The following is a 25,033-nucleotide window of genomic DNA, read 5'->3' on the forward strand; positions in this document are numbered from 1 at the left end:
AAACCGGCAGGACGCCGGTTTAGCCGCACCGGGCCATGGATGGCCCGCTTCGCGGCGGCCCGCTTCGCGGTGCCGGAGTGAGGGAACGCCGAGCCTAGGCGAGGCGCCGACAGGCGGGGCAGAGCCCTAATGAGATGGTCAGCCCGGCACGGGCCCCCGGTAAATCTAGACTTACCGGAGGGCCCACTTCCCGCTCAATAAAACCGACCATTACTCTCTTCCCCCCGGGCAAAAAAAACGCCAGACCAGCCTCCCGTGAAAGAGCGCATGATCCAGCGTAAAAATGAACCTCGGCTGCTTCAGCCAGGCCCCATGTTCAACCCCTTCAGACCGGAATCACCACAAAGCTTTCCGGTTTGCAGGTCAACGCCACGTTCGTACCCGGCGGCAGTGCGTGGCTGCCGGGAGTCGGCAGTTGCTGGCATTTGAGATCAAGCGTGCCACCCGCCACCTCCACGCGGTAGATCACCCGATTGCCGATAAACGAAGTGTCCTTGACCTTCCCGGCAAACGCACCGTCGGCCAGCGCGGCGCCCAGAGCCGGCTCAAGGCCGATGGTTTCAGGCCGGATCGACACATTCACCGGCCCTGCACCCACGCCGCTTTTAGCGGTGTGGGCATAACGCCCAAACGGCAACTCGACCACGCCACCGAGCCCATACGTGCCGTTGACGATATTGGTATCGCCGAAAAACCTGGCGGCAAACAACGTGCGCGGCGACCAATACATCTCCTGCGGCCCGCCGATCTGCTCGATGCCACCCTTGTTCAGCAATACCACACGGTCCGACAAGATCATCGCTTCGTCCTGGTCGTGAGTCACATACACAAACGTGGTGGAAGTCTCTTCGTGGATGCGCTTGATCTCGTTAAGCATGTGATGGCGAATCTTCAGGTCCAGGGCCGCCAGCGGCTCGTCCAGCAGCAACACCGCCGGGCGATTCACCAGCGCGCGGGCCAGGGCCACACGTTGCGCCTGCCCGCCACTGAGCTCGGAGATCCAGCGGCTCTTGAAGCTTTCCAGTTGCACCAGTTCCAGCGCCTTGTTCACTTCACGCTTGATCTCATCCTTGGGCTTCTTCTTCAAACGCAACCCGAAGGCCACGTTGTCGAACACGTCCAGGTGCGGGAACAGCGCGTACTTCTGGAACACCATATTCACCGGGCGGTGTTCAGGCGCCAGGGCGGTGGAGTCCTTGCCGTCGATCACCACTTTGCCGGTGGTGGGCTCTTCGAAGCCGGCAATGATCCGCATCAGGGTGGTCTTGCCGCAGCCACTGGGGCCGAGCAGGGTCAGGATCTCGTTGCGTTTTACCGTGAGGTCGACTTTGCCCAGGGCAGTGAGGTTGCCGTAGCTCTTGGAAATCCCGGTCAGTTCAATACTGTTGGTCATGGTGATTACTCTGCAGTTTCAGCACGTTCAAGTTCGAGGCGGCGACGACGCAAGGTCATGACCAGGCCGGCAATGGCGATGATGGCGATGGTCACCACCAGCATGAATACCGAGGCGGCATTGATGGTGGGGCTGACGGCGCGGCGCATCATCGAAAGAATCATGAGGGGCAGCGTGGTGTCGCTGCCGGTGACGAACACGGTGATCAGGAATTCATCCATCGACAGCGCCACCGCGAGGATCGCGGCGCCGGCGATGGTTGGCCCGATGATCGGCAGCGTCACCAGCCAGAACGCTTTGAGGGGCGAGGCGCCGAGGTCACGCGCGGCCTCCTCGAACGACAGGTCGAAATACTCCAGCCGTGAGCGCACCGACTCCACGAAGAACGGAAAGGTAAACAGGGTGTGGCCGATGATCACCGTCAGCAGCGAGCGGGGCAGGCCGACCAGTGAGAAGAAAATCACCAGTGCAATCCCCAAAAACAAACCGGGCAAGGCGATGGGGGCGAAGTTCATGAACGCGAACACCGCTTTTACCCGGCCTTTCATGCGCATCAGCGCCAGGGCCGAGAACGTGCCCAGCAGCGTGGTGAGAATCGCCGAACCGGCGGCGACGATCGCACTGTTGGTCAGGGCTGTCATGAAGTCCGAACTGCTGAACAGCGCCTCGTACCAGCGCGTGGAAAAACCCTCGAACGGGAACGACAGCGAGGCGGACGAGTGAAAGCTGAACAGCGCGATAATCGCGATGGGCGCGTAGAGGAACAACATGTAGACGTAAGTGAATAACCGGATCATGGGGAGTTACCTTTTTTATGAGCGGCAGTCAGTCGTGGTAACGCTTGCCGGGTGCCAGGTTGGCTGCGCGCAACACCCCCAGCAGCAACGCGTACACCAGCATGAACACGATCAACAGCAGATAAGCCATCGCCGCACCGAGTGGCCAGTTACCTACCGAGCGGAACTGGTTGGCGATCACCAGCCCGGTGGTCATCGCATCCCGGCCGCCCAGCAGTTGCGGGGTGACGTAGTCGCTGGCGGCCAGCACGAAGGTGAACATGAACGAGCTGACGATGCTCTTGTGGGCCATCGGCATGATCACCCGCCACAGAATGGTGACACCGCCGGCGCCCAGGTCGGCAGCGGCCTCCAGGTAGTCCTTCTTGATGTCCCGCAGGCCCGACACCAGCAGCAACAGGGTGAAGGGCAGCATGATGTGCACCAGGGTCAGCACCACGGCGAACTTGCTGAACACCAGCCACTCCAGCGGCTGGTCGATCAGGCCGAAGTGCAGCAGGGTGGAGTTGATCACGCCGTTGGTGCCCAGGATCGAGCGCCATGCGTAGACCCGTACCAGGTAACTGGAAAACCACGACACCAACGCCAGGTACAACACGGCGTTGGAGCGTGTGCGGTACACGATGTAATAGGCCACCGGCGCACTGATCACTGTGGAGAGCAGGGCGGTCCAGAAGCCGTTTTGCAGGGCGATCCACAGCGAGTCATAAAACCCGCTGGCGCTCAGGGCCTTGGCATAGTTGGCCAGGGTGGCGGCGGGCTCCATGCTGAAGGTCTTGGCGGTCCAGAAACTGGCAATCAGCAACAGTGCCGACGGAACCAGAAAGAACACCACCAGAAACAGCAACGGCGGCGACGCCAGCCAATACCCGCTGAGGGTTCTCTTATCCATCTTCACGTGTTTACCGACCCTTGAATCGCCGTCGTCCAGGGGCATGGACTCGGTGTTGTTGACTACGGTCATGATGAGGTTGCCTTTGCGTTTTTATTCGAGAGTCAGGGCGCGTTGACCCGTGGGGCGCGTGTTGATGAACACCCACCCCACGGTTGCCAGCGCCGGCGTGCCAAGCGCTCTAGAACGAGCCTTTGAAGTTCGCCCACTGATCGATCCATTCCGCATAGGTCACATACTTTTCGGAGCTCAGGGGCGGTTGGCCATAGAGTTTGGATTTCTCGAAGAAGCTGTCGAGGTTCGCGTAGTCAAAGGTGTTTCTCAGGTCCTCCGGCAGCAGCGGCACGGCCTTGGGGTTGACCACGCCGGAGAACATCGTGGTTGCCATCTTGGCCTGGGTATCGGGCTCCAGGGTCTTGTTGATGAACTCCAGGGCCAGGGGAATATCCTTGGCGGTTTTCGGGATGAACAACGCATCGCACCACAGCGCTGCGCCTTCGCTGGGCACCGACAGGGCAGTGGTCACGCCGCGCTTGATGGTTTCGCTCGGGGTGTTGGCGGAGGCCGAGAACACCGCGTCCACTTCACCCGATACCAGCAGCGATACCGCGTCACCCGACGAAGCCGCGAACACGCGGCATTGATCACGGTACGGCTTGAGTTTTTCAAAGGCGTCGTTGAACTCGGCGCGGGTCAGGTTGGGGTACTTGTCGCCGTAGCCGGCGATGGTCGCGATCAGCGACCAGTTCGAGGTGCCGTCATCGACAAAGGTCAACTTGCCCTTGAGCTTGGGGTCCAGCAGGTCGGTGTATTGGGTGGGCTTTTTGACGTTCTTGGGGTTATAGATGATGGTGTTCATCCCCCACAGCAACGGGATGCCCCATTGCTTGCCGTCCCAGTACCAACGGCTGCCCTTGTAGAACAGCGCGAGGGTATTGTCGGCGGAATAGTTGGGGATCTTCGTGGTGTCGATGGCCTTGAGCAGGCCCATTTCCTGATAGATCTTTTCGTAGCCCAAGGCGTACATGGTCAGGTCGAGCTGCACTGGATCGGAGCCGGCCAGCCGGGCGGTGATGTCGTCCTGGTTGCTGGCATAACTGGAGCGCACGGTAACGTTGCGTTGCTTGCGCCAGTCGGCAAGTTCGGCGTCGCCGGTTTCGCCTTCCCAGCCGAGGATTTCCAGGTGCCCGGTGGTGGCGGCAAATGCGCTGGGCACGAACGAGCCGAGGTACAAGCCTGCGGCAGAGGCGGCAGCGCCCAGCAGGAACGAGCGTCGTTTCAAGCTGAGGAAATTGAAGTCAATGCCGGTCAAACCATAACCCGTCTCTATTTCTTTTTTCATTTCGAGTTCCTGCCTGGGTGGTGGGTGCAAATGTTGAGCGACTTGCAAGGCATGGGCCTGGTGTCGATGCCAGGTGCGTCCTTTTGTATGCAGTCAGTTGGATCGGCAGTGTTATGGCCAGCATTGATTCCATGCTGCTGGGGAGGGTGGTAAGGCCTCCACTGTTCCGATTGACTCTTCCTTGGCGGGGCGACGCACGCTTATTCCGGGCTGCAGGGTGTTGCGGGCCTGAAGCGGTGCGCCCAGCGCTTGATAGGCTCGGCTTGTTGTTTTCATGGGTTGAGTATTGAGCGGGGAGGCGGGGGGCTCAATTTCGCAGGGGGGTTAAAAGCGACGCACTCTGACGCATTGGAGTGACCTAAGCGGCGCACGTGGGGGGCCAGGGGTTTCTGGGGGGATCCGTAGCAAGAGCACGGCGGCCTGAAAGCCGACCTGCAGGTTAGAAACCAGAGCAGAAGCAGAGCGGCTTTTCTGTAGGAGCTGGCTTGCCTGCGATGCAGACAACTCGGTACATCAGACACACCTGGGCGATGCCATCGCTGGCAAGTCAGCTCCCACATTTGACCGTGCCCGCTTTAGCTTTTGATTTGGCTTCTAACACTCAAGCCGGCCTGCAGGCCGCTGTGCTGTAGTGAGCCCCAATATCTGCGTCAATCTGCGTCTCTTTTACCCAAGGTGCGAAATTGAGTCCACCCCGCACCAAGCGAATACTCCAAGCCTGATCCCGGCCCAGACGCCGCGCATTCGCTGGAGTATCGAGTGAAATTCACAGGTGGCCAAATCATCGCCAAGGCACTCAAGGCCAACAGTGTCGACTACGTAGCCGGGCCCCCGGGCGACGGCGCCCGGGCCCTGGTGGAAGCGCTGCTGACCCCGGGCACCGACATCCCCTTCATCCACGTCATCCAGGCCCACAGCGCCGTGCACCTCGCCGACGGCTACTACCGTGCGTGCGGTCGCCCCATGGCCGTCGTACTCACGGGCCCCCTGGGCATCCCCTCAGCCCTGGGAGCCCTCGCCACCGCGCACCAGGACGCCTGCGCGCTGCTGGTCATCAGTAACGCCCAGCCCGAAACGATAGCCGCCAACGTCATGAAAGATCACGCGACGGTTTCGACACTACAACAGCTACCCCAAGCCCTGCGCCAAGCCTTCGACACCATGCTGAGCGCCCACCCCGGCCCCGTCAGCCTGTCCATTGACGACGCCCTCCAAGGCGCCTCCACCAACGCCAGCCTGCCACCCGCCACCCTGCGTGCAGAACCCCAACCCACCCCGCGAAACATCAGCGTACTGCGCGAAGGCCGCGCCTCACCCTCCGTGCTGGAAAACGACGCCATCCTCGTCTTCGGTAGCGGCCCCACCCAGCCCATGGCCCGCAAGATGTTCCCGGTGCATTACCCCGGCAGGCACTTGTGCGCCGGCAACCCCGCCACCCTCGGCTGGGCCGTCCCGGCGGCTATCGGCGCCAAGCTCGCCATGCCCGCCCGCCAGGTGGTCTGTGCCGTGGGCAGCCGGGATTTCCTGCAGTCGATGCAAGAGATGGCCGTGTGCGTGATGCACAGCATTCCGGTGGTATTCCTGGTCTTCAACAGCAACGGTGACGAAGCCCTGGGCGACGTACAGACGTCGCCCATCGAGCAGCACCGGGCCGGTGAATTCAACCTGCCGGATGGCAAACCCTATGCCCCGGACTTCGCCGGCATCGCCCGAAACTTCGGCCTTGAAGCCTGGCGCGTGGAACACGCGTCACAACTCAACGCGACCCTCGTCAAAGCCCTCAACAGCAAGGGCCCGTCGCTGGTTGAAATGATGACGGCACGCCAGCCCCTGCAGGTCCCTCAGTCCTGACCGCCCCAGACGATGGTGGCGTTGTCGCCGGTCATGTATTCACGTACGTCCAGCGGGATCGACTGGTCGCTGGGCAACAGCACCGTTGCATTGCGCAAGTGATGCTTGCGGATCTTGCCCTTGTCCACCAGTCCCAGCGCCATGCGCGTGGAGAAGGGCTGGCGGAACGAGGACGACGCCACACCCGTCACCAACCCATAGAGAAAACGGATCGGCCGACGATGCTGCGGCGTCAGGATCGAGAACGTCATTTCGTTACGTTGCTTGCCTTCGAAATCCACCATGAACAGGCGATCGCCCAGCAGCAGGCAGAACCCGTGGTAGGTGAATGAATAACCGATCTTGCCGCTGCCATCGCGCAGCGGAAAGCGCTCGACGGTGACGTACTGCACCATCGAGTCGGCGCGGTACAGGCAGGTGACCGAACGCAGGATCCGGCCCTTGTAGATCGATGAATTGTGGTAGCGGTAATACACCCCCAGATAGTCTTCGAGCACGTCAGCCGACTGCTTGGCCAGCGGCAGGAAATGATTGAACTGCTCCGAAGCCCGCAAGCCGGTGGGCAGTTCGTTTTCATAGCCTTCATAGAACTTCTTGAACTCGGCGGGCGGGCGGAAGAGGTCTTCGGCTTCCATCATGAAATAGCGGCCGATCTTTTGCAGAATCTTCTGCGACGGCACGTGCTGGCCCACCAGGTACTTGTTGAACTGCTGGCGGTTCACATCAACTTTGCGGCACATGTCGGCCACCGACCGGCAGGACTCCACCAGCGTGCTCAGGTTCTTTTGCACATTGGCCTGCAAGTCGCTGCGCGCCTGCTGTCGCTCGGGGTGGGAGGTGGCGGCGGCTAATGACAGGGGCGATGAGTCCGGGCGGCTGGGCATTATTATCTCGATGTACTTGGCTGGGTTAAGGCGCCAGTTATTAAGTTATAGCGCAGTTATCGAATAACCTTGGGCATAACCGTAATAACCGTCTAAGCATTTGAAACTTCCGATCATTACCAAAGCATCTTTCATGCCGTTTGTTTAAGTTCGAACATGAAGTTTGAGCATAACTGAATGCGTCAGATTGTAAGCGCTTTTACTGAAGGTTCGGCGCCAGTGCGTTGTGGTTTTCACGGGTCAATCGTGAAGGTGGCGGTCCGCCCAGTAACACATTCGATAGCGACGGGTAACACCCCGTGCTGCGCAGGAGTGCTTCAGTCCGCGTCAGGTATCGCCAAGGGTGCGAAATGGTGGAAACACCGGTCACCCCTGATACTCGGGCCAATGCTTTTTGCGGAGGATTGGGCGATGGCAAGGTTGACCGGCGACATTCCCGGAAAGAGGCGACTCAAGGTCGGCATGGTCGGCGGCGGGCAGGGCGCTTACTTCGCCAGTTACCACCGCGCCGCGATGCGCCTGTGTAATCGCTTCGATATCGTCGCCGGCGCGTTCTCTGCCGACGCGGATAAATGCCGCGAGGCGGGCGCAGCGCTCACTATTGAACCCGAACGTATCTACTTGTCGTTCGAGGACATGGCGGCCGCCGAGTCTCGCCGCTCCGACCCGATCGAGGCGGTGGTTGTCGTGACGCCCAACCACTTGCACTTCGAACCGTGCCGGTTGTTCCTGGAGGCGGGCATCCCGGTGATCTGCGACAAGCCCCTGGTCAACCACCCTGACGAAGCCCATGAGTTGGCGAGCCTTGCCGAGCGCCATGGGACATTTTTTGCGCTGACCTACACCTACCAGGGCTACCCGATGGTCAGGGACGCCCGCAGTCGCATCCAGGCCGGCGAGCTGGGTGAGCTGCGCTTCCTGTACGTCGAATACCTGCTGGAGTGGCTGGCCCCCGGCGTGTCCGGCTTGAGCAATAGCCTGGCGTGGCGCGGTGACCCGCAAAAGGCCGGCCCCACCGGCGCGCTGGGAGACGTCGGCACCCACGCCTTCAACCTGTTGGAGTTTCTGTCCGGGCAGCGCTGCACCCAGCTCAACGCCAAGTTGACCAGCGTGGTGCCGGGTTGGGGCCTGGACGATACCTGCGTGGTGCAACTGGAATTCGACGGCGGCGTGGATGGATTGTTGTGGGCCAGTTTCGCCGCGCCCGGGCATCGCAACGGCTTGCGCTTCAAGGTCGTCGGCAGCCTGGCTTCGCTCGAGTGGTGCCAGGAGTCACCGGAAACCCTGTTGTTCACGCCCACTGACGGTGCAGACCGCATCTATCGGCGAGGCCAGTCCGACAACAGGCCGCAGACGCTGACGTTCACCAGCTTGCCGGCGGGCAATACCGAAGGTTATCTGGAAGCGCTGGCCGTGCTGTACGCCGACTTCGCCGAGGCCCTGGACGCCGGGGCGCAATGGCGCACAGCGACCAGCGTCCCGTTGCCGGATATTCACGCAGGCGTGCGCGGGGTGTTGTTGTCCCAGGCCAGCCTCGAATCCCACCAGCAGCGGGCCTGGGTGCCTTTCCCGCGGTAATTGATTTCATGCGTGGCACCGCTGCGCATCCAACGACTCACCCAAACGCTGTTGAGGAAAAACAATGTCAAGCGAACTGCATCGCGCCGCGTATTCGGTACTGCTTCCCGCATTCGGGGATTTGCACCTGGACGACAATGTGCGCCGTTACCTGAGCCGTGGTGGTGTGTCCCTGTTGCTTGGGGAAACCCGGGATGAATACGTGGGCCGAGGCATGAGCCCGGCGCGCAAGGCGGCCGAGTCCAAAGCCGATTTCATCAGTATCGTCAAGGAAGCCACGGCGCTGGCGGGCTCTGCGGTGCTGATCGCGGTAGACCAGGAACTCGGCGGAATCGAACGCCTGCACCAACTGGTCCCGGCGGTCGCCACCCGGGCGCAGCTCCAGGACCTCGGCGCCGAGGACCTCGAGCAACGTTGCTTCGAGATGGCCGCCGCGGCCCGCGGGCTGGGCGTGAATCTGTTCCTGGCGCCCATCGTGGACGTGGTCACCGGCGTCAATCCATGGCTGCACAATCGGCACCTGGGCGCGGATCCAGTGGAAGTCAGCCGAGTGTCCTGCGCGTTTATCCGCGGGGTGCAGCGCGCGGGTGTGATCGCCACTGCCAAGCACTTTCCCGGGCACTACGTCACCGAGCACGATCCGGCCATTGCCGAAGCCACCGTGCCGGGGCCGCTGGAATTGCTGCATGACAATCTTGAAGTGTTCAAGCAGGTCATCGCCACCGGCGTAAAAGCCGTCATGCCTGGCCCGGCGGTATTTCCTGCGATTGATGCGCAGCAGTCGGCGTCCACCTCGTCGAAGGTCATCGGCGTACTGCGTGACACCCTCGGCTTCGAAGGCCTGATCATTTCCGATGACCTGGACGCCGTGTCGATCCTGCGCGGCAATACCATCCCCGACACCGCCGTAGCCTCCCTGGTGGCCGGTGCGCACCTGTTGCTGGTGTCCAGCGAGTCAGGCCTGGACAGCATCGCCGAGGCGATTGTCGCCGCCGTCCACGAAGGCACCCTGGACCGCCAGGTTCTGTTGGACGCCGCTGCCAAGGTTCGTCAACTGGCAATCGCCACCCAGGAAACCAGCCATGAGCGCGAATGACCGCAAGGCCTACGGCGTACTGTTCCCGGTATTGCTGGACGTGCAGATGACGGATGACGTGCGTCGGTTCCTCGGCAATGGCGGGCGCAGCCTGTTGTTTGGCGAGACGGGAGAGGAATACGTCAGCGGAAAAATGAGCGCCAGCCGCCTGCAAACCGAAACCCTGGACATCTGGCAGCGTTTTACCGGCACGGCCACCGAACTGGGTGGGCCGCTGCTGCTGGCAGCCGATGCCGACATCTCCGCCGTGCACCGCTTGCAAGGGGTGACCCCGGCGCTGCCGGAGCCCGATGTGGCCCGGGCGATGGATTGTGCGGCGCTGGAGCAGGCGTGCTTCAAGGTCGCCACCGCCGCGCGGGCGACCGGGGTCAACCTGCTGCTGTCGCCGACGGCGGATGTGGTCGGCGGCCGTAATGTGTGGCTGGCGGGGCGCACGCTGTCGGGCGATGTCCACCAGACGGCGGCGATGGTCGGGGCGTATGTGCGCGGCGTGCGGCGGGCCGGGATGGCCAGCACCCTGAAGCACTTCCCCGGGCACCCGGTGCTGTTTCAGCAGCCGTCGACTGAAACGGCGGTGGTCAGCGAATCCATGCAGCAACTGCGGGCCTTCTGGCCCGGGTTCCAGGCCGGGATCGACGCTGGCGCCGATGCGGTGATGATGGGCCCGGCGATATTCGCTGCGTGCACACCGCCCACGGCAGCCTCGGTGTCGCCTGAATTGATCGGCGTGTTGCGCCAGGAGTTGGGCTTCAAGGGGCTGGTGATGACCATCGACCTCGATCACCGCTCAACCATCGGCCAGATGTCCCTCGGCGAGGTCGCAGTGGCCGCGCTGAATGCCGGGGCCGACTTATTACTGATTTCCGCAAAGGCTATGCCCCACGTGCCGCAGATCGTTCGGGCGATTGTCGCCGCCGTCGCCGAGGGCCTCTTGCCCCAAGCACGGCTGGACGCCGCGGCGTTGGCCGTTGGTGCCTTGGCTGATCGCTACTCAACCGTAGGAGCGCCATATGGCAACCCAAAATAACGTCCTCGCCCTGCATTCCACCGTTGCGAAACACTCGACCCTGGCGATGGATATCGACATAGCCCGGACGCTGGGTTTTGACGCGCTGGAGATCAACAGCGGCAAGCTGGAGGCGTATCTGCAGGCCGGCTATACCGAGTCAGAGCTTCAAGCACTGCTCAACGACGTGCCTGTCACCGGCATCGGCTACCTGCGGGACATCGAACGCCAGGGCGCCGAGCGCGATGACCTGTTCAAGGAAGCCCGGCGGCTATTTGAGCTGGCCAATCTGGTGGGCGCCAAAGGCGTGCAGGTCCTCACCGGTCCGATCAATGTACAGGCGGTGATTGATTTTCAGGCGATCGGCAAGAGCCTGCATTACTCAGGCTTGCTGGGCCTGGATCAGGCCGAACAATACGCCCGCACGGCAAGCAACCTGGCGGAGTTGGCCGATGTGGCCAGGCAATACGGTCTGCTGCTCTACCTCGAAGCCTTGTCCTGGACGCCACTCAACACCCTGGATCACCAACTGCAGCTGATTGAACGCACCGGGCGCAGCAACGTGAAGATGGTGATCGACTATTGGCATTGCTTTACCAGCGGCGTGACCCCTGCGGACGTCGCCCGGCTCGACAAGGACGTGATCTACGGCGTGCATGTCTGCGACTCACTGGCCTTCGAAGGCGGTATCCCGAATGAGGAAGTGCTGCGCGATGTGCCCACCGGCAGCGGCGTGCTCGATCTGGTCGAGTGGACCGCCGCGGTAAAGGCCACCGGTTACGCCGGGTGGTGGAGTTGTGAGTTGTTCTGCAAAAAACAGCAGCAGCAAAACAGCTACGCCGTCGCCCAACAATTGAAGACGCTGTTAACCGGCCTGGTCGGTTGATAACGCGCGTTTCGACACTGGCTGAATACTAAAAAGATCTGAGGTTGTCATGGTGGATTTCATCGTAATCGGGGGCGGCTCCACGGGCTGCACAGTCGCATCGCGCCTGAGTGAGGATGCGGGAGCGTCGGTGGTGCTGTTCGAGGAAGGCCCGCGGGATCGCAGCCCTTACATCCATATTCCCGGCGCCTACTACAAGACCGCCCAGGGCCCGCTGCTCAAGCGTTATGCGTGGGAGCCGACCGAGGACCAGCACCGCAGCGAAACGCCGACCATGGTCCAGGCCAGCGTGCTCGGGGGCGGCAGCTCGGTGAATGCGATGATTTATATCCGTGGCGTGCCTGCCGACTACGACGGTTGGGCCGAACAGGGCGCCGCCGGGTGGTCGTATAAAGACGTGTTGCCGTACTTCAAAAAGGCCGAGGACAACGAGCGGTTCTGCAACGAGGTGCACGGTGTCGGCGGGCCGTTGGGGGTGTCGGACCCGATCAATATCCATCCCTTGACCAAAGTCTGGCTGCGGGCCTGCCAGCAGTTTGGATTGCCCTATAACGAAGACTTCAACTCAGGCCAGCCCGAGGGCTGCGGGCTGTACCAGATCACCGCCAAAAACGGCTTTCGCAGCAGTGCCGCCGTGGCCTACCTGGCGCCGGCCAAGTCGCGCAAGAACCTGACGGTGAAGACCGGCTGCCGGGTGCTGCGTATCCTGATGCAGGGCAACAAGGCCGTCGGCATCGAATACCTGGAGAAGGGCGTGCGCCAGGTGATGCACGCCGACAAGGAAATCATCCTGTCCTGCGGCGCCATCAACTCACCCCGGTTGCTGATGTTGTCGGGGATCGGGCCCGCTGAGCAGCTGGAAAAACACGGGATCAAAGTGGTTCAGGATTTGCCCGGTGTGGGGCAGAACCTGCAGGACCATATCGAAATTTCACTGGTGTATGAGCTGACCGGCCCCCACAGCTATGACAAGTACAAAAAACCCTGGTGGAAGCTTATGGCGGGGTTGCAGTACGCGTTGTTCCGGCAAGGCCCGGCGGCGTCCAACCTGATTGAAGGCGGGGCGTTCTGGTGGGGCGACAAGACGGCGGTGCACCCGGATATCCAGTATTTCATGGTGGTGGGCGCGGGCATCGAGGAGGGTGTGGATTCGGTGCCCGGCGGCAATGGCTGCACGTTGAACCTGGGGCAGATACGGCCAAGGTCCAGGGGCTATGTGGAGCTTTACTCCGCCGACCCGATGTCCCCGCCGCGCATCGTGCCCAACTACTTTTCCGATCCGTACGACATTGAAAGCCTGGTGGACGGTTGCCTTGTGGGCGAACAGATCATGGCCCAGGCGGCCTTCAAACCCTACGTGGCTCGTCGGCATGTACCGGAACCCACCGTGCGTTCGCGCGAAGCGATGAAGCGGTTTTGCCATCAGGAAGCCCACGCCGCACTGCATCCATCCGGCACCTGTCGCATGGGTGTGGATGAGCGGGCGGTGGTGGGGCCGGACCTCAAGGTGCATGGCATCGAAGGGCTGCGGGTGGCCGATGCGTCGATCATGCCGACCCTGATTTCAGGCAACCCCAACTCGGTGTGCATCATGATCGGCGAAAAAGCTGCCGACATGATCCGGACCGCCCGATAGAGTTGCCCGAGCGGTAACACCAGCCTCTTTTTGGGGCAGGCTCAGGCGCCGATCAACCACAGCGCGAAACAGCTGCCGAGGGCCAGCAGCCCAAGGGCGATGCCAAGCTTTGCCTGCAGTTCAAGGGGCATTGCCCTAGGGTCCGGATGTTTGTCCATGGAATCAACGGACTGTACGCGGCCGTTGATCATCTGAGCGGTTGCAAAGAACAAACTGTGCATGGCATGTGCCTCGTGGGTCGTTTCTGCTCAAGTCGAGGCCGATATCGGCCGCCTGCTGGTCAAGAGCAAGCTCCATGCCATTGCCCAAATCTCAACGGCGCCCCGTCCGTGTACTCACATCCACCCACACCGCCAGCACCAGGATGCTGCCCTTGACGATCATCTGCCAGTAGCTGTCCACGTCGAGCATCGACATGCCGTTGTCCAGGCTGCTGATCACCAGTGCGCCGAGCAGGGCGCCGTACACGGTGCCCGAACCGCCGCGCATTGAAGTACCGCCGATAAAGCACGCCGCGATAGCGTCCAGTTCGCCCATGTTGCCCGCCGAAGGTGAACCCGCCGCCAGGCGCGCGGTGTTGACCAGCCCGGCGAGGGCGCACATCACGCCCATGATCCCGAAGATCCACAGTTTGACCGCCTGCACGTTGATCCCCGACAGGCGCGTGGCTTCCATGTTGCTGCCCACCGAGTAGATGCGCCGGCCAAAGACGGTCTGGCTGGTGACGTAACTGAACACCCCCAGCAGCACCAGCAGAAGCAGCACCGGCACGGGAATGCCGTCGTAGCTGTTGAGGGTGTAGACGAAGCCGGCCAGCACGAAACCGATCAACACCACGCGCACGCTGTCGCGCAGCATCGACGGCAGCGCCAAGCCGTGCAGGGCGCGGTTGTGGCGTTGGCGCCAGGTCAGGAATATCGCCAGACCGAACAGCAACACGCCGAGAATCACCCCGACCACCGTCGGCAGGTAACCCTGGCCGATGTACACCATTTGTGGCGAAACCGGTGCAATCGTGGTGCCGCCGGTAATGCCCAGCAGCACCCCGCGAAACGCGAGCATGCCGCCCAGGCCGACGATGAAGGAGGGGATGCGCAGGTACGCGGTCATGTAGCCGTTGCCCAGGCCAATCAGCAAGCCACAGAGGGCGACGATGGCCAGGTTCAGCGGCAGGGGAATGTGATAAACCACATCCAGGATCGCCGCGACGCCGCCGAGCAAACCGAGCATCGAGCCCACCGACAGGTCGATCTCGCCGCTGATGATCACCAGCACCATGCCGCAGGCCAGGATGCCGGTAATGGACATCTGCCGCAGCAGGTTCGACAGGTTGCGCGGGGTCAGGAAACCGCCTTCGGTCTGCCAGCTGAAAAACACCCAGATCAGCACCACGGCGATCAACAGGGCGAGCATTTTATAGCGGGTAAAAAGCTGTTTGACCTGGTTCATTTACGCGGACTTCCGATCATTATTATTGTCATGCCCGTTCGGTTGGCTGAGGGCGGCGGCGAGCACCTGTTCCTGGGTCAGGCCCTGGTTGATGAAGTCGCCGCGCAACTGGCCCTCGCCGATCACCAGCACCCGGTCGGAGACCCCCAGCACCTCGGCCAGCTCCGAGGACACCATGATGATCGACACGCCTTCGGCCGCCAGCGCGCCCATCAATTTGTAGATCTCATATTTGGCGCCCACGTCTACGCCACGGGTCGGTTCGTCGAGGATCAGCACCCGGGGTTTGGTCAGGAGCATCTTGGCCAGTACGGCCTTCTGCTGGTTGCCGCCGGACAGGCTGGTGATCGGCAGGAACGGGTTCGCCGTCTTCAGGTGCATGCGCTTGATTTCCTGCTCGACGCTGCCCAGTTCCGCCTCGGCATCGATGCGCGTCAGGTGCGAGAAACGGTCCAGCACCGCCAGGGTGATGTTTTGCCCAACGCCCAGGTCCGGGACGATGCCCTGGCGCTTGCGGTCTTCCGGGACCATGCACAGCCCGGCGCGAATCGACTTCAGCGGCGTGCGTGTATCAATCGGTTTGCCATCCAGCCACACCTCGCCTTGGTAGCGCCCGGGGTAGCTGCCGAACAGCGCCGACACCAGTTCCGTGCGGCCGGCGCCCACCAGCCCGGCGATGCCGAGGATTTCGCCACGGCGCAGGCTGAACGAGACATTGTCCACCCGCTTGCGGCCCGGGTTGTCGACGTCGTAGCAGGTGACGTTGCGCGCCTCGAACAGCACCTCGCCGACCGCATGGGGTTCGGTGGGGTAGAGGTTGCTCATCTCACGGCCGACCATCTGCGTGATGATGCGCGACACGTCCATCTCGGCCATGGCCGTGGTCGCGATGTGTTTGCCGTCGCGGATCACCGCGATGGTGTCGCAGATGGCCGAGACCTCATCGAGCTTGTGGGAGATGTACACGCAGGCGACGCCCTTGGCCTTGAGCCCACGGATGATGTCCAGCAGCACCTCGATTTCCGAGCGGGTCAGCGCCGAGGAGGGTTCGTCGAGGATCAGCAGGCGCGCCTGCTTGTTCAGGGCCTTGGCGATTTCCACCAGTTGCTGGTAGCCGCCGCCGTATTGCGAAACGGGCAGGGCGACGTTCATGTCCGGCACTTTCAGCTCGCGCATCAGGGCTTCGGCACGGTGCATCATGGCGGGGTAGTTCATGCGCCCGCCGGGCAGTGTCAGCTCGTGGCCCATGAAGATGTTTTCGGCCACCGAGAGGTCGGGTACCAGGGTCAGTTCCTGATGGATGATCACGATGCCGCAGGCTTCGGTTTCGGCGATGGAGTGGGCGCGCAACGGCTGGCCGTCCCAAAGGATTTCGCCGTCCCAGGTGCCATGGGGATACACCGCCGACAGCACTTTCATCAGGGTCGATTTGCCGGCGCCGTTCTCGCCGCACAACCCTACGCATTCCCCGGGTTTTACCTTGATGTCGATGCCATTCAGGGCTTTGACGCCACCGAACGTCTTGACGATGTTGTTCATTTCCAGCAGGTAGTCGGACATGGCGGGCACTCATTCCACAGCGAAAAGGCAGGAGCGGCCTCATACCGCCCCTGCAGTGAGCCGTACGCTTACTGCCCGGCGATTTGCGCTTTGGTGTAGAACCCGTCTTCTTCCAGCACGTTGACGTTGTCCTTGGTCAACGCGGTCGGCTTGAGCAGGATGCTCGACACCTGTTTGCTGCCGTTGTCGTACTGCGAGTTGTAGGCCGGTTTCTCGTCACGCACCAGTTGCACCGAGAGCTTGGCCGCCTCGGACGCCAGCAGCTTCAGGGGCTTGTAGACGGTCATGGTCTGGGTGCCGGCGATCACGCGCTTGATCGCGGCCAGGTCGGCATCCTGGCCCGAGACCGGCACCTTGCCCGCGAGTTTTTGTGCCGCCAGGGCCTGGATCGCGCCGCCGGCGGTGGCGTCGTTGGAGGCGACGATGCCGTCGATCTTGTTGCTGTTGGCGGTCAGGGCGTTTTCGACAATGCTCAGGGCTTCGGTGGGGTTCCACTCCTTGACCCATTGCTGGCCGACAATCTTGATGTCGCCCTTGTCGATCGAAGGCTGCAGCACCTTCATCTGGCCCTGGCGCAGGATCTTCGCGTTGTTGTCGGTAGGTGCGCCGCCCAGCAGGAAGTAATTGCCTTTAGGCTGCGCGTTCAACACGCCCTGGGCCTGCATCTCGCCGACCTTTTCGTTATCGAAGGAGATGTAGGCGTCGATATCGGCATTCAAAATCAGCCGGTCGTAGGACAGCACTTTCACCCCGGCTTTCTTGGCCTCGGCCACCACGTTGTTCAGCACCGTGGCATTGAACGGCACGATCACAATCACGTCGACGCCCCGGGAGATCAGGTTTTCAATCTGCGAGATCTGCCGCTGTTCGTTGGCGTCCGCCGACTGCACATAGACCTTGGCCCCCAGTTGTTCGGCGGCGGCGGTGAAATAATCGCGGTCGCGGGCCCAGCGTTCAAGGCGCAGGTCGTCGATGGAAAAGCCGATTTTCGGATGGGCCGCGTCGGCCATGACCGAATTGGAAAGCAGTGCCAGAACGCTGGTGAGCAAGACAGTTTTCAGGTGTTTCATGATGGTGAGTCCCTTTTATTGTTGTTTAGACGCACTGCTGGACCTGGAGCGTAGCGGTCATGGGTAGATAAAGCGATTCACTACGCCTTCGAGCATCTCCTGGCGGCCACTCACGGCTTGTGGGTTCAGTTGGTGGCTGAAGGCATGCTCGGCAAGCGACGCCAGGCTGAAGTCGCCGCCAAGCACGGCACGCCCGAAGGATTGGTCCCAGCCGGCATAACGCTGGGCCTTGAACTGTTCGAGGGCGTCGTTCTGCACCATGGCGGCGGCGCGTTCCAGTGACAGCGCCAGCACGTCCATTGCGGCCACGTGGCCATGGAACAGGTCCACTTCGTCGAGGCTTTGGCGGCGTACCTTGGAGTCGAAGTTGTAGCCACCTCCCTTGAAGCCACCGGCCTTGAGTACCTCGTAGGTGACCAGGGTCAGCTCCTCGACGCTGTTGGGGAACTGGTCGGTGTCCCAGCCGTTCTGCGGGTCGCCACGGTTGGCGTCGATGCTGCCGAAAATCCCCAAGGACGCGGCGGTGGCGATCTCATGGTGAAAACTGTGGCCGGCGAGGGTGGCGTGGTTGGCCTCGATGTTGACCTTGATCTCTTTCTCCAGGCCGAACTGATGCAGGAAGCCAAACACGGTGGCGCTGTCGTAGTCGTATTGGTGCTTGGTGGGCTCCTGTGGCTTGGGCTCGATAAACAGCTCGCCGGTGAAGCCGATCTTGTATTTGTGCTCGACCACCATGCGCATGAACCGCCCGAGTTGCTCGCGCTCGCGCTTGAGGTCGGTATTGAGCAGGGTCTCGTAGCCTTCGCGGCCGCCCCACAACACATAGCTGGAGCCCTTGAGACGGTGGGTGGCATTCATCGCGCTGAACACCTGGGCCGCCGCATAGGCAAACACTTCCGGGTTCGGGTTACTGGCGGCGCCGGCGGCGAAGCGCGGGTTGCTGAAGCAGTTGGCAGTGCCCCACAGCAGCCGGATACCGGTCTGTTCCTGATGGCCTTCGAGCTGGTCGACCATCCGCGCAAAGTTGTCGCGGTACTCCGCCAGGCTTGCGCCTTCGGGAGCCACGTCGGTGTCGTGGAAGCTGTAGTAGTCGATGCCCAGCTTGGAGAAAAACTCGAACGCCGCTTCGGCCTTGCCGCGTGCCACTTGCAGGGCTTCCCCCGGTTGCTGCCAGGGCCGCTGGAAGGTGCCGGAGCCGAACATGTCACTGCCGGGCCAGACGAAGTTGTGCCAGTAACACGCGGCCATCCGCAGGTGCTCGCGCATCGGTTTGCCGAGGATCAGCTTGTTTGCATCGTAGTGCCGGAAGGCCAGGGGAGAGTCGCTATCGGGGCCTTCATAGAGGATTTTTTCGACCGCGGGAAAGTAGGGCATCGCCAGATCCTTGTTGTTATGAGTGCACGTTAACCTTGCCTCGATACTAGCAACGGCCCCCGGCCAACCGATTATGAAAATCACCAGAGCAGGGTTCGATTTTGAGTGGTTTTACGCGCATAGTGGCTCGACATATCGCATGGAGCCGCCCCTGTGAAAACTGTCCCGCCTGTGCACCGGATTGCCCTGCTGTTCAATGGCAACAAGATCTACGATCGCGGCATCATCACCGGGATCGGCAACTACCTGAGCAGTACGCGGGTGTCGTGGGATCTGTTCCTGGAAGAGGACTTCGTCTGCCGGCTCAAGGGTATCGAGCGCTGGCATGGCGACGGGATCATTGCCGACTTCGACGACCCGGCGATGGGCCCCGCGTTGGCGGGTGTGCATGTGCCGGTGGTGGCGGTGGGCGGGTCTTATGAGGATGAGCGGGCTTACCCACGGCATACTCCGTATGTGGCCACTGACAATTTTGCTTTGATCAAGCTGGCCTATGAACACCTGATCGAAGCCGGGCTGACGCGCTTTGCCTGTTTCAGCCTGCCTGAAGCCGATATCAACCGTTGGGCCCAGGAGCGCGAAAAAGCCTTCCGCCGCCTGCTGGAGCGCGATGGCTTGCCGGTGGAGGTGTATCGCGGGCTCGGCACCAGCGCGCCGCTGTGGGACTCGGCGGTGGAGCAACAAATTGCCTGGTTGCACAGCCTGCCCAAACCCATCGGCATCATCGCGGTCAGCGACGCCCGTGCCCGCCAGTTGCTGCAGGCCTGCCTCACCGCCGGCATCCCGGTGCCGGAGCAAGTGGCACTGATCGGCATCGACAACGACCCCTTGACCCGCACCCTGACCCGCGTGCCGCTGAGCTCGGTGATCCAGGGCACTGAAAAAATGGGCCGCACCGCCGCGCGCCTGCTGCACCAGATGCTGCACGGCATGCCTTCGGCAGGCAGCCAGATCCTGGTGCCGCCGGAAGCGGTCAACGTGCAGACCTCAAGCCTGCACCAACCCCTCGGCCATCCCTACGTGATGCAGGCGCTGCATTTCATTCGCCAGTACGCCTGCCAGGGCATCAAGACCGCCCAGGTCGCCAACTACGTCGGCGTGTCGCGGTCGTCCCTGGAAGCGCATTTTCGCAGCGAACTGAACCGCAGCGTCCACGATGAAATCCTGCGCTTCAAACTCGCGGCTGCGGTTTCCAGCCTGGAAAATACCAGGGCCGCGATTGCGGATATTGCCTATGACTGCGGGTTCAAATCCGCCCAGTACCTGCACACGGTGTTCAAGCGCGAGTTCGGGTGTACGCCGAGGGAGTACCAGGTGGGGCAGGTCGAGCGCGATTCGAGCGATGTCATTTCTTTGTCGCCTTGAGTCCCTATTTTGTCCTGAGCCTCGCTCCAGAACTTCAAGGGATTGAATCGTCTTATGCCGACTCTTACACGCAGAACGTTGTTGCAAGCAGCTGCCATCGGATCCGCCTACACCCTGTTGCCCGACTCCATTCGCCAGGCCCTGGCGATCCCCGCCAACAACCGCACCGGCACCCTGATGGACGTCGAACATGTGGTGATCCTGATGCAGGAAAACCGCTCCTTCGATCACTACTTCGGCACCTTGCCGGGTGTGCGCGGGTTCAGTGACCGCTTCACCATTCCACTGCCGGGCGGGCACCGGGTGTGGGAGCAGCAGGGCGTTGGGCGGCGGATCCTGCCCTATCACCTGGACAGCTCCCGTGGCAACGCGCAGCGGGTCAGCGGCACGCCGCATTCCTGGGTCGACGAGCACGCCGCCTGGAGCAGCGGCCGGATGAACGCCTGGCCAACGTTCAAGACACCCACCTCGATGGGTTACTACCGTGAGCAGGAAGTGCCGTTCCAGTTCGCCCTGGCCAACACCTTTACCCTGTGCGACGCCTACCACTGTTCGGTACACGCAGGCACCAATCCCAATCGGCTGTTCCACTGGACCGGCACCAACGGCCCGACCGGTGCGAATGTGGCGGCGGTGGTCAACGAATGGGACGGCCCCGGCGCGGTGGGCGTGGGCTACACCTGGAAAACCTATCCCGAGCGCCTGGAAGAAGCGGGTGTGAGCTGGAAGGTTTACCAGTACCTGCCGGATAACTTTGGCGACAACCCCTTGGCCGGGTTTCGCCAGTTTCGTGCAGCCAGCGTCGCGGCCGGCAATCCGGCCGTGCCACCGAAAGACTTCAAGGATTTTGTGCCCTACAGCGATCAACTGAACGCCCGCGTGCCGTTGTACAAAGGCAATGGCAACACCCTGCCGGCGGTCACCGGCAGCGACCTGGAATCGATCATCCAGGGCTTTCGCAAGGACGTGAACGACGGGCGCCTGCCACAGGTGAGCTGGCTGGTGGCGCCGGCCGATTACTCCGAACACCCCGGGCCTTCGAGCCCGGTGCAGGGTGGCTGGTTCACCCAGGAAATCCTCAAGGCACTGACCGCCAACCCGGACGTGTGGAGCAAGACGGTGCTGCTGGTCAACTACGATGAAAACGACGGTTTCTTCGACCACGTGCCGTCGCCGTCAGCCCCGTCCAAACGCCTGGATGGCAGCTTTGCCGGCAAGTCCACGGTGAAGTTCGACAGCGAGATTTTTACCCACCCGGCACCGCCCGGCTCTAGCCAGCAACCCGCGCCGGACGGCGGGGTGTACGGCCCCGGGCCGCGAGTGCCAATGCTGGTGCTGTCGCCGTGGAGCCGTGGTGGCTGGGTCAATTCCCAGGCGTTTGATCACACCTCCGTGCTGCAATTTCTGGAGAAGCGTTTCCACGTGCGCGAACCCAATATCAGCGCCTGGCGCCGGGCGGTGTGCGGCGACCTCACCTCGGCCTTCAACTTCGTCAACCCCAACACCGAGACCCTGCCACCGTTACACACCATCAGCCGCCAGGCCGCCGACTCCCTGCGTCAACGCCAGGAGCAACTGCCCCAGGTCGCCCTGCCGACGGTGGGCCAGCAACAGGCGCCGTTCCAGGCGCGAATGGCGCGGCCATCCCGGGCGCTGCCGTACCAGTTGAACGTTGAAGGCTCGGTTGACCGTCGCGCCAGTTCGGTGAGCCTGGACTTCTTCAACAATGGCGAACAGGGCGTGGTCTTCCACGTCTACGACCGCCTGCACCTGGACGAGGTACCGCGCCGCTACACGGTGGAAGCCGGCAAACACCTCAGTGACACCTGGCAAGTGGCGGGCGCCTACAAGCTCTGGCTGTTGGGGCCGAATGGGTTCCACCGTTCGTTCAAGGGGCACCTGCAGCGTCGCGAGCCGGAGTTATCCCTGGCGTATCACGGCGACACCTTGCTGCTGACCCTGGTCAACCCCGGCAAGCGTGCGGCCTCAATCACCATCGAGCGTTGCCCTTACACCAAGCAGGGGCCGTGGCTGCTGGAGATTGCGGGCGGCAGTACCGTGCAACGAACGTTCTCCTGCCAGCCGAATGGGGGCTGGTATGACTTCAAGCTACGTGACGAGCATGGCTGGGTGCGACGAGTGGCGGGGCGCATCGAGACGGGAGCGCATAGCATCAGTGATCCGTTGATGGGCAAGCGTGTGTGAAAGGCTGTTGATCTGCGGGGTGATTTCGTGGGCTTTTTCCCTGTTTTGTGTAGGAGCAGGGCTTTCTCCCCTTGCAGCGCTTGAAACGCCACCCCTCTGGGCCATAGCCTCACGCTTTTCCTGACACTGAGGCCCGGCATTGGGTAAGCGAAAAACGGTTTGGCCCACGGAGCGGGAAGTTCGACTGCGCTTTATCCTGCTGGCAATCATTGAAACGGCCTGTATTCGAGGCGTTCCCATCGAACGCCTGCTGCTTTCATACATACTGTTGCGCAACAAGCCGACCCAGGAGCAACTTTGGGAGGCCATCAGCGATTGCCTGCTCCTCGATGAGATGCGTGGCTTTCGATTTGAACCCGGGTCGGAAGCCGATCGGTTGATGCGCAAGATCAGCAGCGAAATCAATCAGTCCTGACGAGCCACCAGCGCCGGCGTGCGCGGCGGCACCAGGCGCTTGCTGCCCGTCGACTCATAGGCCGATGCCAATCGCAGCAGCGCCGAATCGTCATACGCCCGGCCGGCAAATGTCAGCCCCACCGGCATGCCGATGTCGGCCATGACGCCCATGGGCACCGTCACTGTCGGCACGCCCAAATGGCGGATGGCGAGGTTGCCGTTGGCGACCCACACTCCGTTGCTCCAGGCGATATCCGCCGACGCGGGATTCACATCCGCATCCGCCGGACCTACGTCGGCAACTGTCGGAAAAATCACCGCATCCAGCCCCAGGTTATCCATCCAGTCTTCAAGGTCGATGCGTCGTGTCTGTTCCAGGCCGCGCAGGCCGTCGGGCACGGTGCTGATCCTGTCCCACGGCGTGATGCCGTGCTCGGCCATGCGCACGTATTCGTCCATGCCGGCGGCCAGGTCGTCTTCGCGGTTGGGCAGGGTGCCGGGGTCGTGGGGGAAGATCTTCGGGCCGTCGACATCCGCCAGGCGGTTCAGCGCAGGGTCGCCATTGGCCCGCAGGAAATCATCGAACGCCCAGGCCGATAGTTCCCACAATTCATCGTGGAGGAATTCCTTGGACACCAGGCCTCGGGTAAACACTTTCGGTGCGCCCGGGCGATCGCCTTCGCAATTGGAGACCAGCGGGAAATCCACCTCGACCACTTCTGCGCCGGCGGCTTCAAGTGCCTTGCGCGCAGCTTCCCAGAGCTCGATCACCGAGGCCCGGGTTTTGATTGGCTGGCCAGTAGGGCCGCCGATTCCCGGGGCGTCGCTGGTGCCTGCCTCGGGGTCGGCGTTGATGTACATGCGCGGCACGCCGAAGCGTTTGCCGGCGAGTGCATCGCCGGTCGCGGCCAGGTCTGCGTAGGATTGCGGGCGTACCGAGGCGACGCCGGGGATTGGCACCCAGGGTTGCATCCGCCACAGGTCGCCGCGTGTGTCGGGGTCTTCTGCGACCACGACGTCGAGCACTTCAAGCAGGTCGGCCATGGTCCGGGCGTAAGGCACGACCACGTCCATGGTCGGGGTCAGCGGCCAGTTGCCGCGCACCGAGATCACGCCACGGGACGGGGTGTAGGCACACAGGCCATTATTGGACGCCGGGCCGCGCCCGCTGGACCAGGTTTCTTCCGCCAGGCCAAACGCCGCGAAGCTCGCCGCGGTGGCCGTGCCGGCGCCGTTGGAGGAGCCCGAGGCGAACGGTGCGGTGAGGTAGTCGGCGTTGTACGGGCTCTCGGCCCGGCCATATACGCCGCGCTGCATGCCGCCGTTGGCCATCGGCGGCATGTTGGTCTTGCCCAGGCAAATGGCGCCTGTTGCCCGCAGTCGCTCGATGGTGAACGCATCGCGGTAGGCAACCAGGTTCGCGAAAGCCGGGCTGCCGGAGGCGGCGGTGAGGCCCTTGACCAGGTAGCTGTCCTTGGCTGTGTAGGGAATGCCGTCGAGCGGGCCCAGGGTTGTGCCGCTGGCCCGGCGTGCGTCGGATGCGCGGGCTTCCTCCAGCGCTTGCGGGTTGCGCACCACCACCGCGTTGAGCGCGGTGGCAGTCGTGGGGGCGTCGTAGGCGTCGATCCTGGCGAGGTAAGCCTCGACCAGTTCAACCGCCGTGGTCTGGCCGGATTCGAGCGCAGTGCGCAGCTGGGCAATGGAAACTTCGGTTACTTCGATCACGTGGTTATCGCCGGGTGCAGAAAAGGGGGAGGGCTTGAGTGCTGACTCAATCCAATCAGTGAAAGTAGCTTACTGATAGATTTTTCATAGCGCCAGAGAATGGCATCCCTTACTGTGGCGCCTCAATTTCCTTATCGATAACGGTGCTGTTTATGTCCGATGAAGTGCGGCTTGTCGTCATCATCAATACCCAGCCTGGCCGGGGTGCGGACCAGTTGGCGGCCTTTGCCGGGCTCGCTCCGCTGGTCCGGGCCGAAGCCGGTTGCATCCAGTACGACCTGCATCCGGTCGAGGGCAACAGCGACAGTTTTGTGTTGATCGAGACGTGGGCTTCAAAGGCGGCGCTCAAGGATCACCACGCAGCGCCGCACATGCTGGAAGCCGCGAAGCACAACCCGACATTCCGTGCGGGCCCCTCCAACGTATTGGTGCTGGAACCTGCCATCCAGGCACGTTGACTTCAACCCGGCAGCTCAAGGGGTTATCATTGCCCCTTCATTTTTTGCTGCCCGGAAAGATTTCGATGTT

At 62.2% G+C, this 25,033-nt stretch carries 20 protein-coding genes; 10 read left to right on the plus strand and 10 right to left on the minus strand.

What is annotated here, in order from left to right; genetic code table 11:
- Positions 1 to 325: 325 nt before the first annotated feature.
- The 4 genes from HX814_RS00005 to HX814_RS00020 form a co-directional block, all read right to left on the minus strand.
- The gene (locus HX814_RS00005) at positions 326 to 1,393 is read right to left on the minus strand and encodes an ABC transporter ATP-binding protein (RefSeq protein ID WP_008430152.1); all 1,068 of its coding nucleotides are present in this window, start codon (positions 1,391 to 1,393) and stop codon (positions 326 to 328) included.
- A 5-nt stretch (positions 1,394 to 1,398) separates the two neighbouring features.
- Complete coding sequence (locus tag HX814_RS00010) at positions 1,399 to 2,190, minus strand: ABC transporter permease (RefSeq protein ID WP_008430153.1); 792 nt, start codon at positions 2,188 to 2,190, stop codon at positions 1,399 to 1,401.
- Between the two features lie 28 nt (positions 2,191 to 2,218).
- Positions 2,219 to 3,154, minus strand: a complete 936-nt coding sequence (locus HX814_RS00015; RefSeq protein WP_008430156.1) for an ABC transporter permease — start codon at positions 3,152 to 3,154, stop codon at positions 2,219 to 2,221.
- A 109-nt stretch (positions 3,155 to 3,263) separates the two neighbouring features.
- Positions 3,264 to 4,424 carry a PotD/PotF family extracellular solute-binding protein gene (locus tag HX814_RS00020; RefSeq protein ID WP_177009792.1) on the minus strand — a complete coding sequence of 387 codons (1,161 nt, stop codon included), beginning with the start codon at positions 4,422 to 4,424 and terminating at the stop codon, positions 3,264 to 3,266.
- 759 nt (positions 4,425 to 5,183) lie between these two features.
- On the opposite strand from HX814_RS00020, the gene HX814_RS00025 reads away from it, so the two are divergent.
- A complete protein-coding gene (locus HX814_RS00025) occupies positions 5,184 to 6,275 on the plus strand; it encodes a thiamine pyrophosphate-dependent enzyme (RefSeq protein ID WP_177009791.1) in 1,092 nt (363 codons plus the stop codon).
- Here the strand turns inward: HX814_RS00025 and HX814_RS00030 are convergent.
- On the minus strand, positions 6,266 to 7,132 hold the full coding sequence (locus tag HX814_RS00030) for a helix-turn-helix transcriptional regulator (RefSeq protein ID WP_032899479.1): 867 nt from the start codon (positions 7,130 to 7,132) through the stop codon (positions 6,266 to 6,268). The genes HX814_RS00025 and HX814_RS00030 overlap by 10 nt on opposite strands.
- Before the next feature lie 438 nt (positions 7,133 to 7,570).
- On the opposite strand from HX814_RS00030, the gene HX814_RS00035 reads away from it, so the two are divergent.
- The 5 genes from HX814_RS00035 to HX814_RS00055 all read left to right on the plus strand — a co-directional run bounded on the left by HX814_RS00035 (position 7,571) and on the right by HX814_RS00055 (position 13,361).
- A complete protein-coding gene (locus tag HX814_RS00035) occupies positions 7,571 to 8,737 on the plus strand; it encodes a Gfo/Idh/MocA family protein (RefSeq protein ID WP_177009790.1) in 1,167 nt (388 codons plus the stop codon).
- A gap of 64 nt (positions 8,738 to 8,801) precedes the next feature.
- Entirely contained in the window at positions 8,802 to 9,833 is a 1,032-nt protein-coding gene (locus HX814_RS00040; protein ID WP_177009789.1) for a glycoside hydrolase family 3 N-terminal domain-containing protein, read from the plus strand.
- Positions 9,820 to 10,860 (plus strand): glycoside hydrolase family 3 N-terminal domain-containing protein, encoded by a 1,041-nt coding sequence (locus HX814_RS00045; protein WP_008436030.1) that lies wholly within the window; start codon positions 9,820 to 9,822, stop codon positions 10,858 to 10,860. Before HX814_RS00040 ends, HX814_RS00045 begins: the two co-directional genes overlap by 14 nt.
- The gene (locus HX814_RS00050; RefSeq protein ID WP_177009788.1) at positions 10,844 to 11,725 is read left to right on the plus strand and encodes a sugar phosphate isomerase/epimerase; all 882 of its coding nucleotides are present in this window, start codon (positions 10,844 to 10,846) and stop codon (positions 11,723 to 11,725) included. The genes HX814_RS00045 and HX814_RS00050 overlap by 17 nt, the downstream gene beginning before the upstream one ends.
- A 49-nt stretch (positions 11,726 to 11,774) precedes the next feature.
- Complete coding sequence (locus HX814_RS00055) at positions 11,775 to 13,361, plus strand: GMC family oxidoreductase (protein ID WP_008436028.1); 1,587 nt, start codon at positions 11,775 to 11,777, stop codon at positions 13,359 to 13,361.
- A gap of 312 nt (positions 13,362 to 13,673) precedes the next feature.
- Here the strand turns inward: HX814_RS00055 and HX814_RS00060 are convergent, their stop codons facing one another.
- The 4 genes from HX814_RS00060 to xylA form a co-directional block, all read right to left on the minus strand.
- Positions 13,674 to 14,810, minus strand: a complete 1,137-nt coding sequence (locus HX814_RS00060) for a sugar ABC transporter permease (RefSeq protein ID WP_177009787.1) — start codon at positions 14,808 to 14,810, stop codon at positions 13,674 to 13,676.
- A complete protein-coding gene (gene xylG, locus HX814_RS00065) occupies positions 14,811 to 16,370 on the minus strand; it encodes a D-xylose ABC transporter ATP-binding protein (RefSeq protein ID WP_134326919.1) in 1,560 nt (519 codons plus the stop codon).
- A gap of 68 nt (positions 16,371 to 16,438) precedes the next feature.
- Positions 16,439 to 17,440 (minus strand): D-xylose ABC transporter substrate-binding protein, encoded by a 1,002-nt coding sequence (xylF, locus tag HX814_RS00070; RefSeq protein WP_003219660.1) that lies wholly within the window; start codon positions 17,438 to 17,440, stop codon positions 16,439 to 16,441.
- Between the two features lie 57 nt (positions 17,441 to 17,497).
- Positions 17,498 to 18,814 (minus strand): xylose isomerase, encoded by a 1,317-nt coding sequence (gene xylA, locus HX814_RS00075; RefSeq protein ID WP_003219661.1) that lies wholly within the window; start codon positions 18,812 to 18,814, stop codon positions 17,498 to 17,500.
- Positions 18,815 to 18,967: 153 nt separating this feature from the next.
- On the opposite strand from xylA, the gene HX814_RS00080 reads away from it, so the two are divergent.
- The 3 genes from HX814_RS00080 to HX814_RS00090 all read left to right on the plus strand — a co-directional run bounded on the left by HX814_RS00080 (position 18,968) and on the right by HX814_RS00090 (position 22,799).
- Positions 18,968 to 20,179 (plus strand): DNA-binding transcriptional regulator, encoded by a 1,212-nt coding sequence (locus HX814_RS00080; protein WP_003219663.1) that lies wholly within the window; start codon positions 18,968 to 18,970, stop codon positions 20,177 to 20,179.
- 54 nt (positions 20,180 to 20,233) lie between these two features.
- Positions 20,234 to 22,384 (plus strand): phosphocholine-specific phospholipase C, encoded by a 2,151-nt coding sequence (locus HX814_RS00085; protein ID WP_177009786.1) that lies wholly within the window; start codon positions 20,234 to 20,236, stop codon positions 22,382 to 22,384.
- Between the two features lie 139 nt (positions 22,385 to 22,523).
- Positions 22,524 to 22,799, plus strand: a complete 276-nt coding sequence (locus tag HX814_RS00090) for a hypothetical protein (protein WP_008436022.1) — start codon at positions 22,524 to 22,526, stop codon at positions 22,797 to 22,799.
- Here the strand turns inward: HX814_RS00090 and HX814_RS00095 are convergent.
- Positions 22,790 to 24,505, minus strand: a complete 1,716-nt coding sequence (locus tag HX814_RS00095; RefSeq protein ID WP_177009785.1) for an amidase — start codon at positions 24,503 to 24,505, stop codon at positions 22,790 to 22,792. The genes HX814_RS00090 and HX814_RS00095 overlap by 10 nt on opposite strands.
- A gap of 152 nt (positions 24,506 to 24,657) precedes the next feature.
- Here HX814_RS00095 and HX814_RS00100 point away from each other — a divergent pair, with 152 nt between their 5' ends.
- On the plus strand, positions 24,658 to 24,963 hold the full coding sequence (locus HX814_RS00100; protein ID WP_177009784.1) for a putative quinol monooxygenase: 306 nt from the start codon (positions 24,658 to 24,660) through the stop codon (positions 24,961 to 24,963).
- The last annotated feature ends 70 nt before the right edge of the window (positions 24,964 to 25,033 follow it).

Origin of the sequence: Pseudomonas sp. C8002 (assembly GCF_013385765.1) — a bacterium.
Taxonomy (GTDB): domain Bacteria; phylum Pseudomonadota; class Gammaproteobacteria; order Pseudomonadales; family Pseudomonadaceae; genus Aquipseudomonas.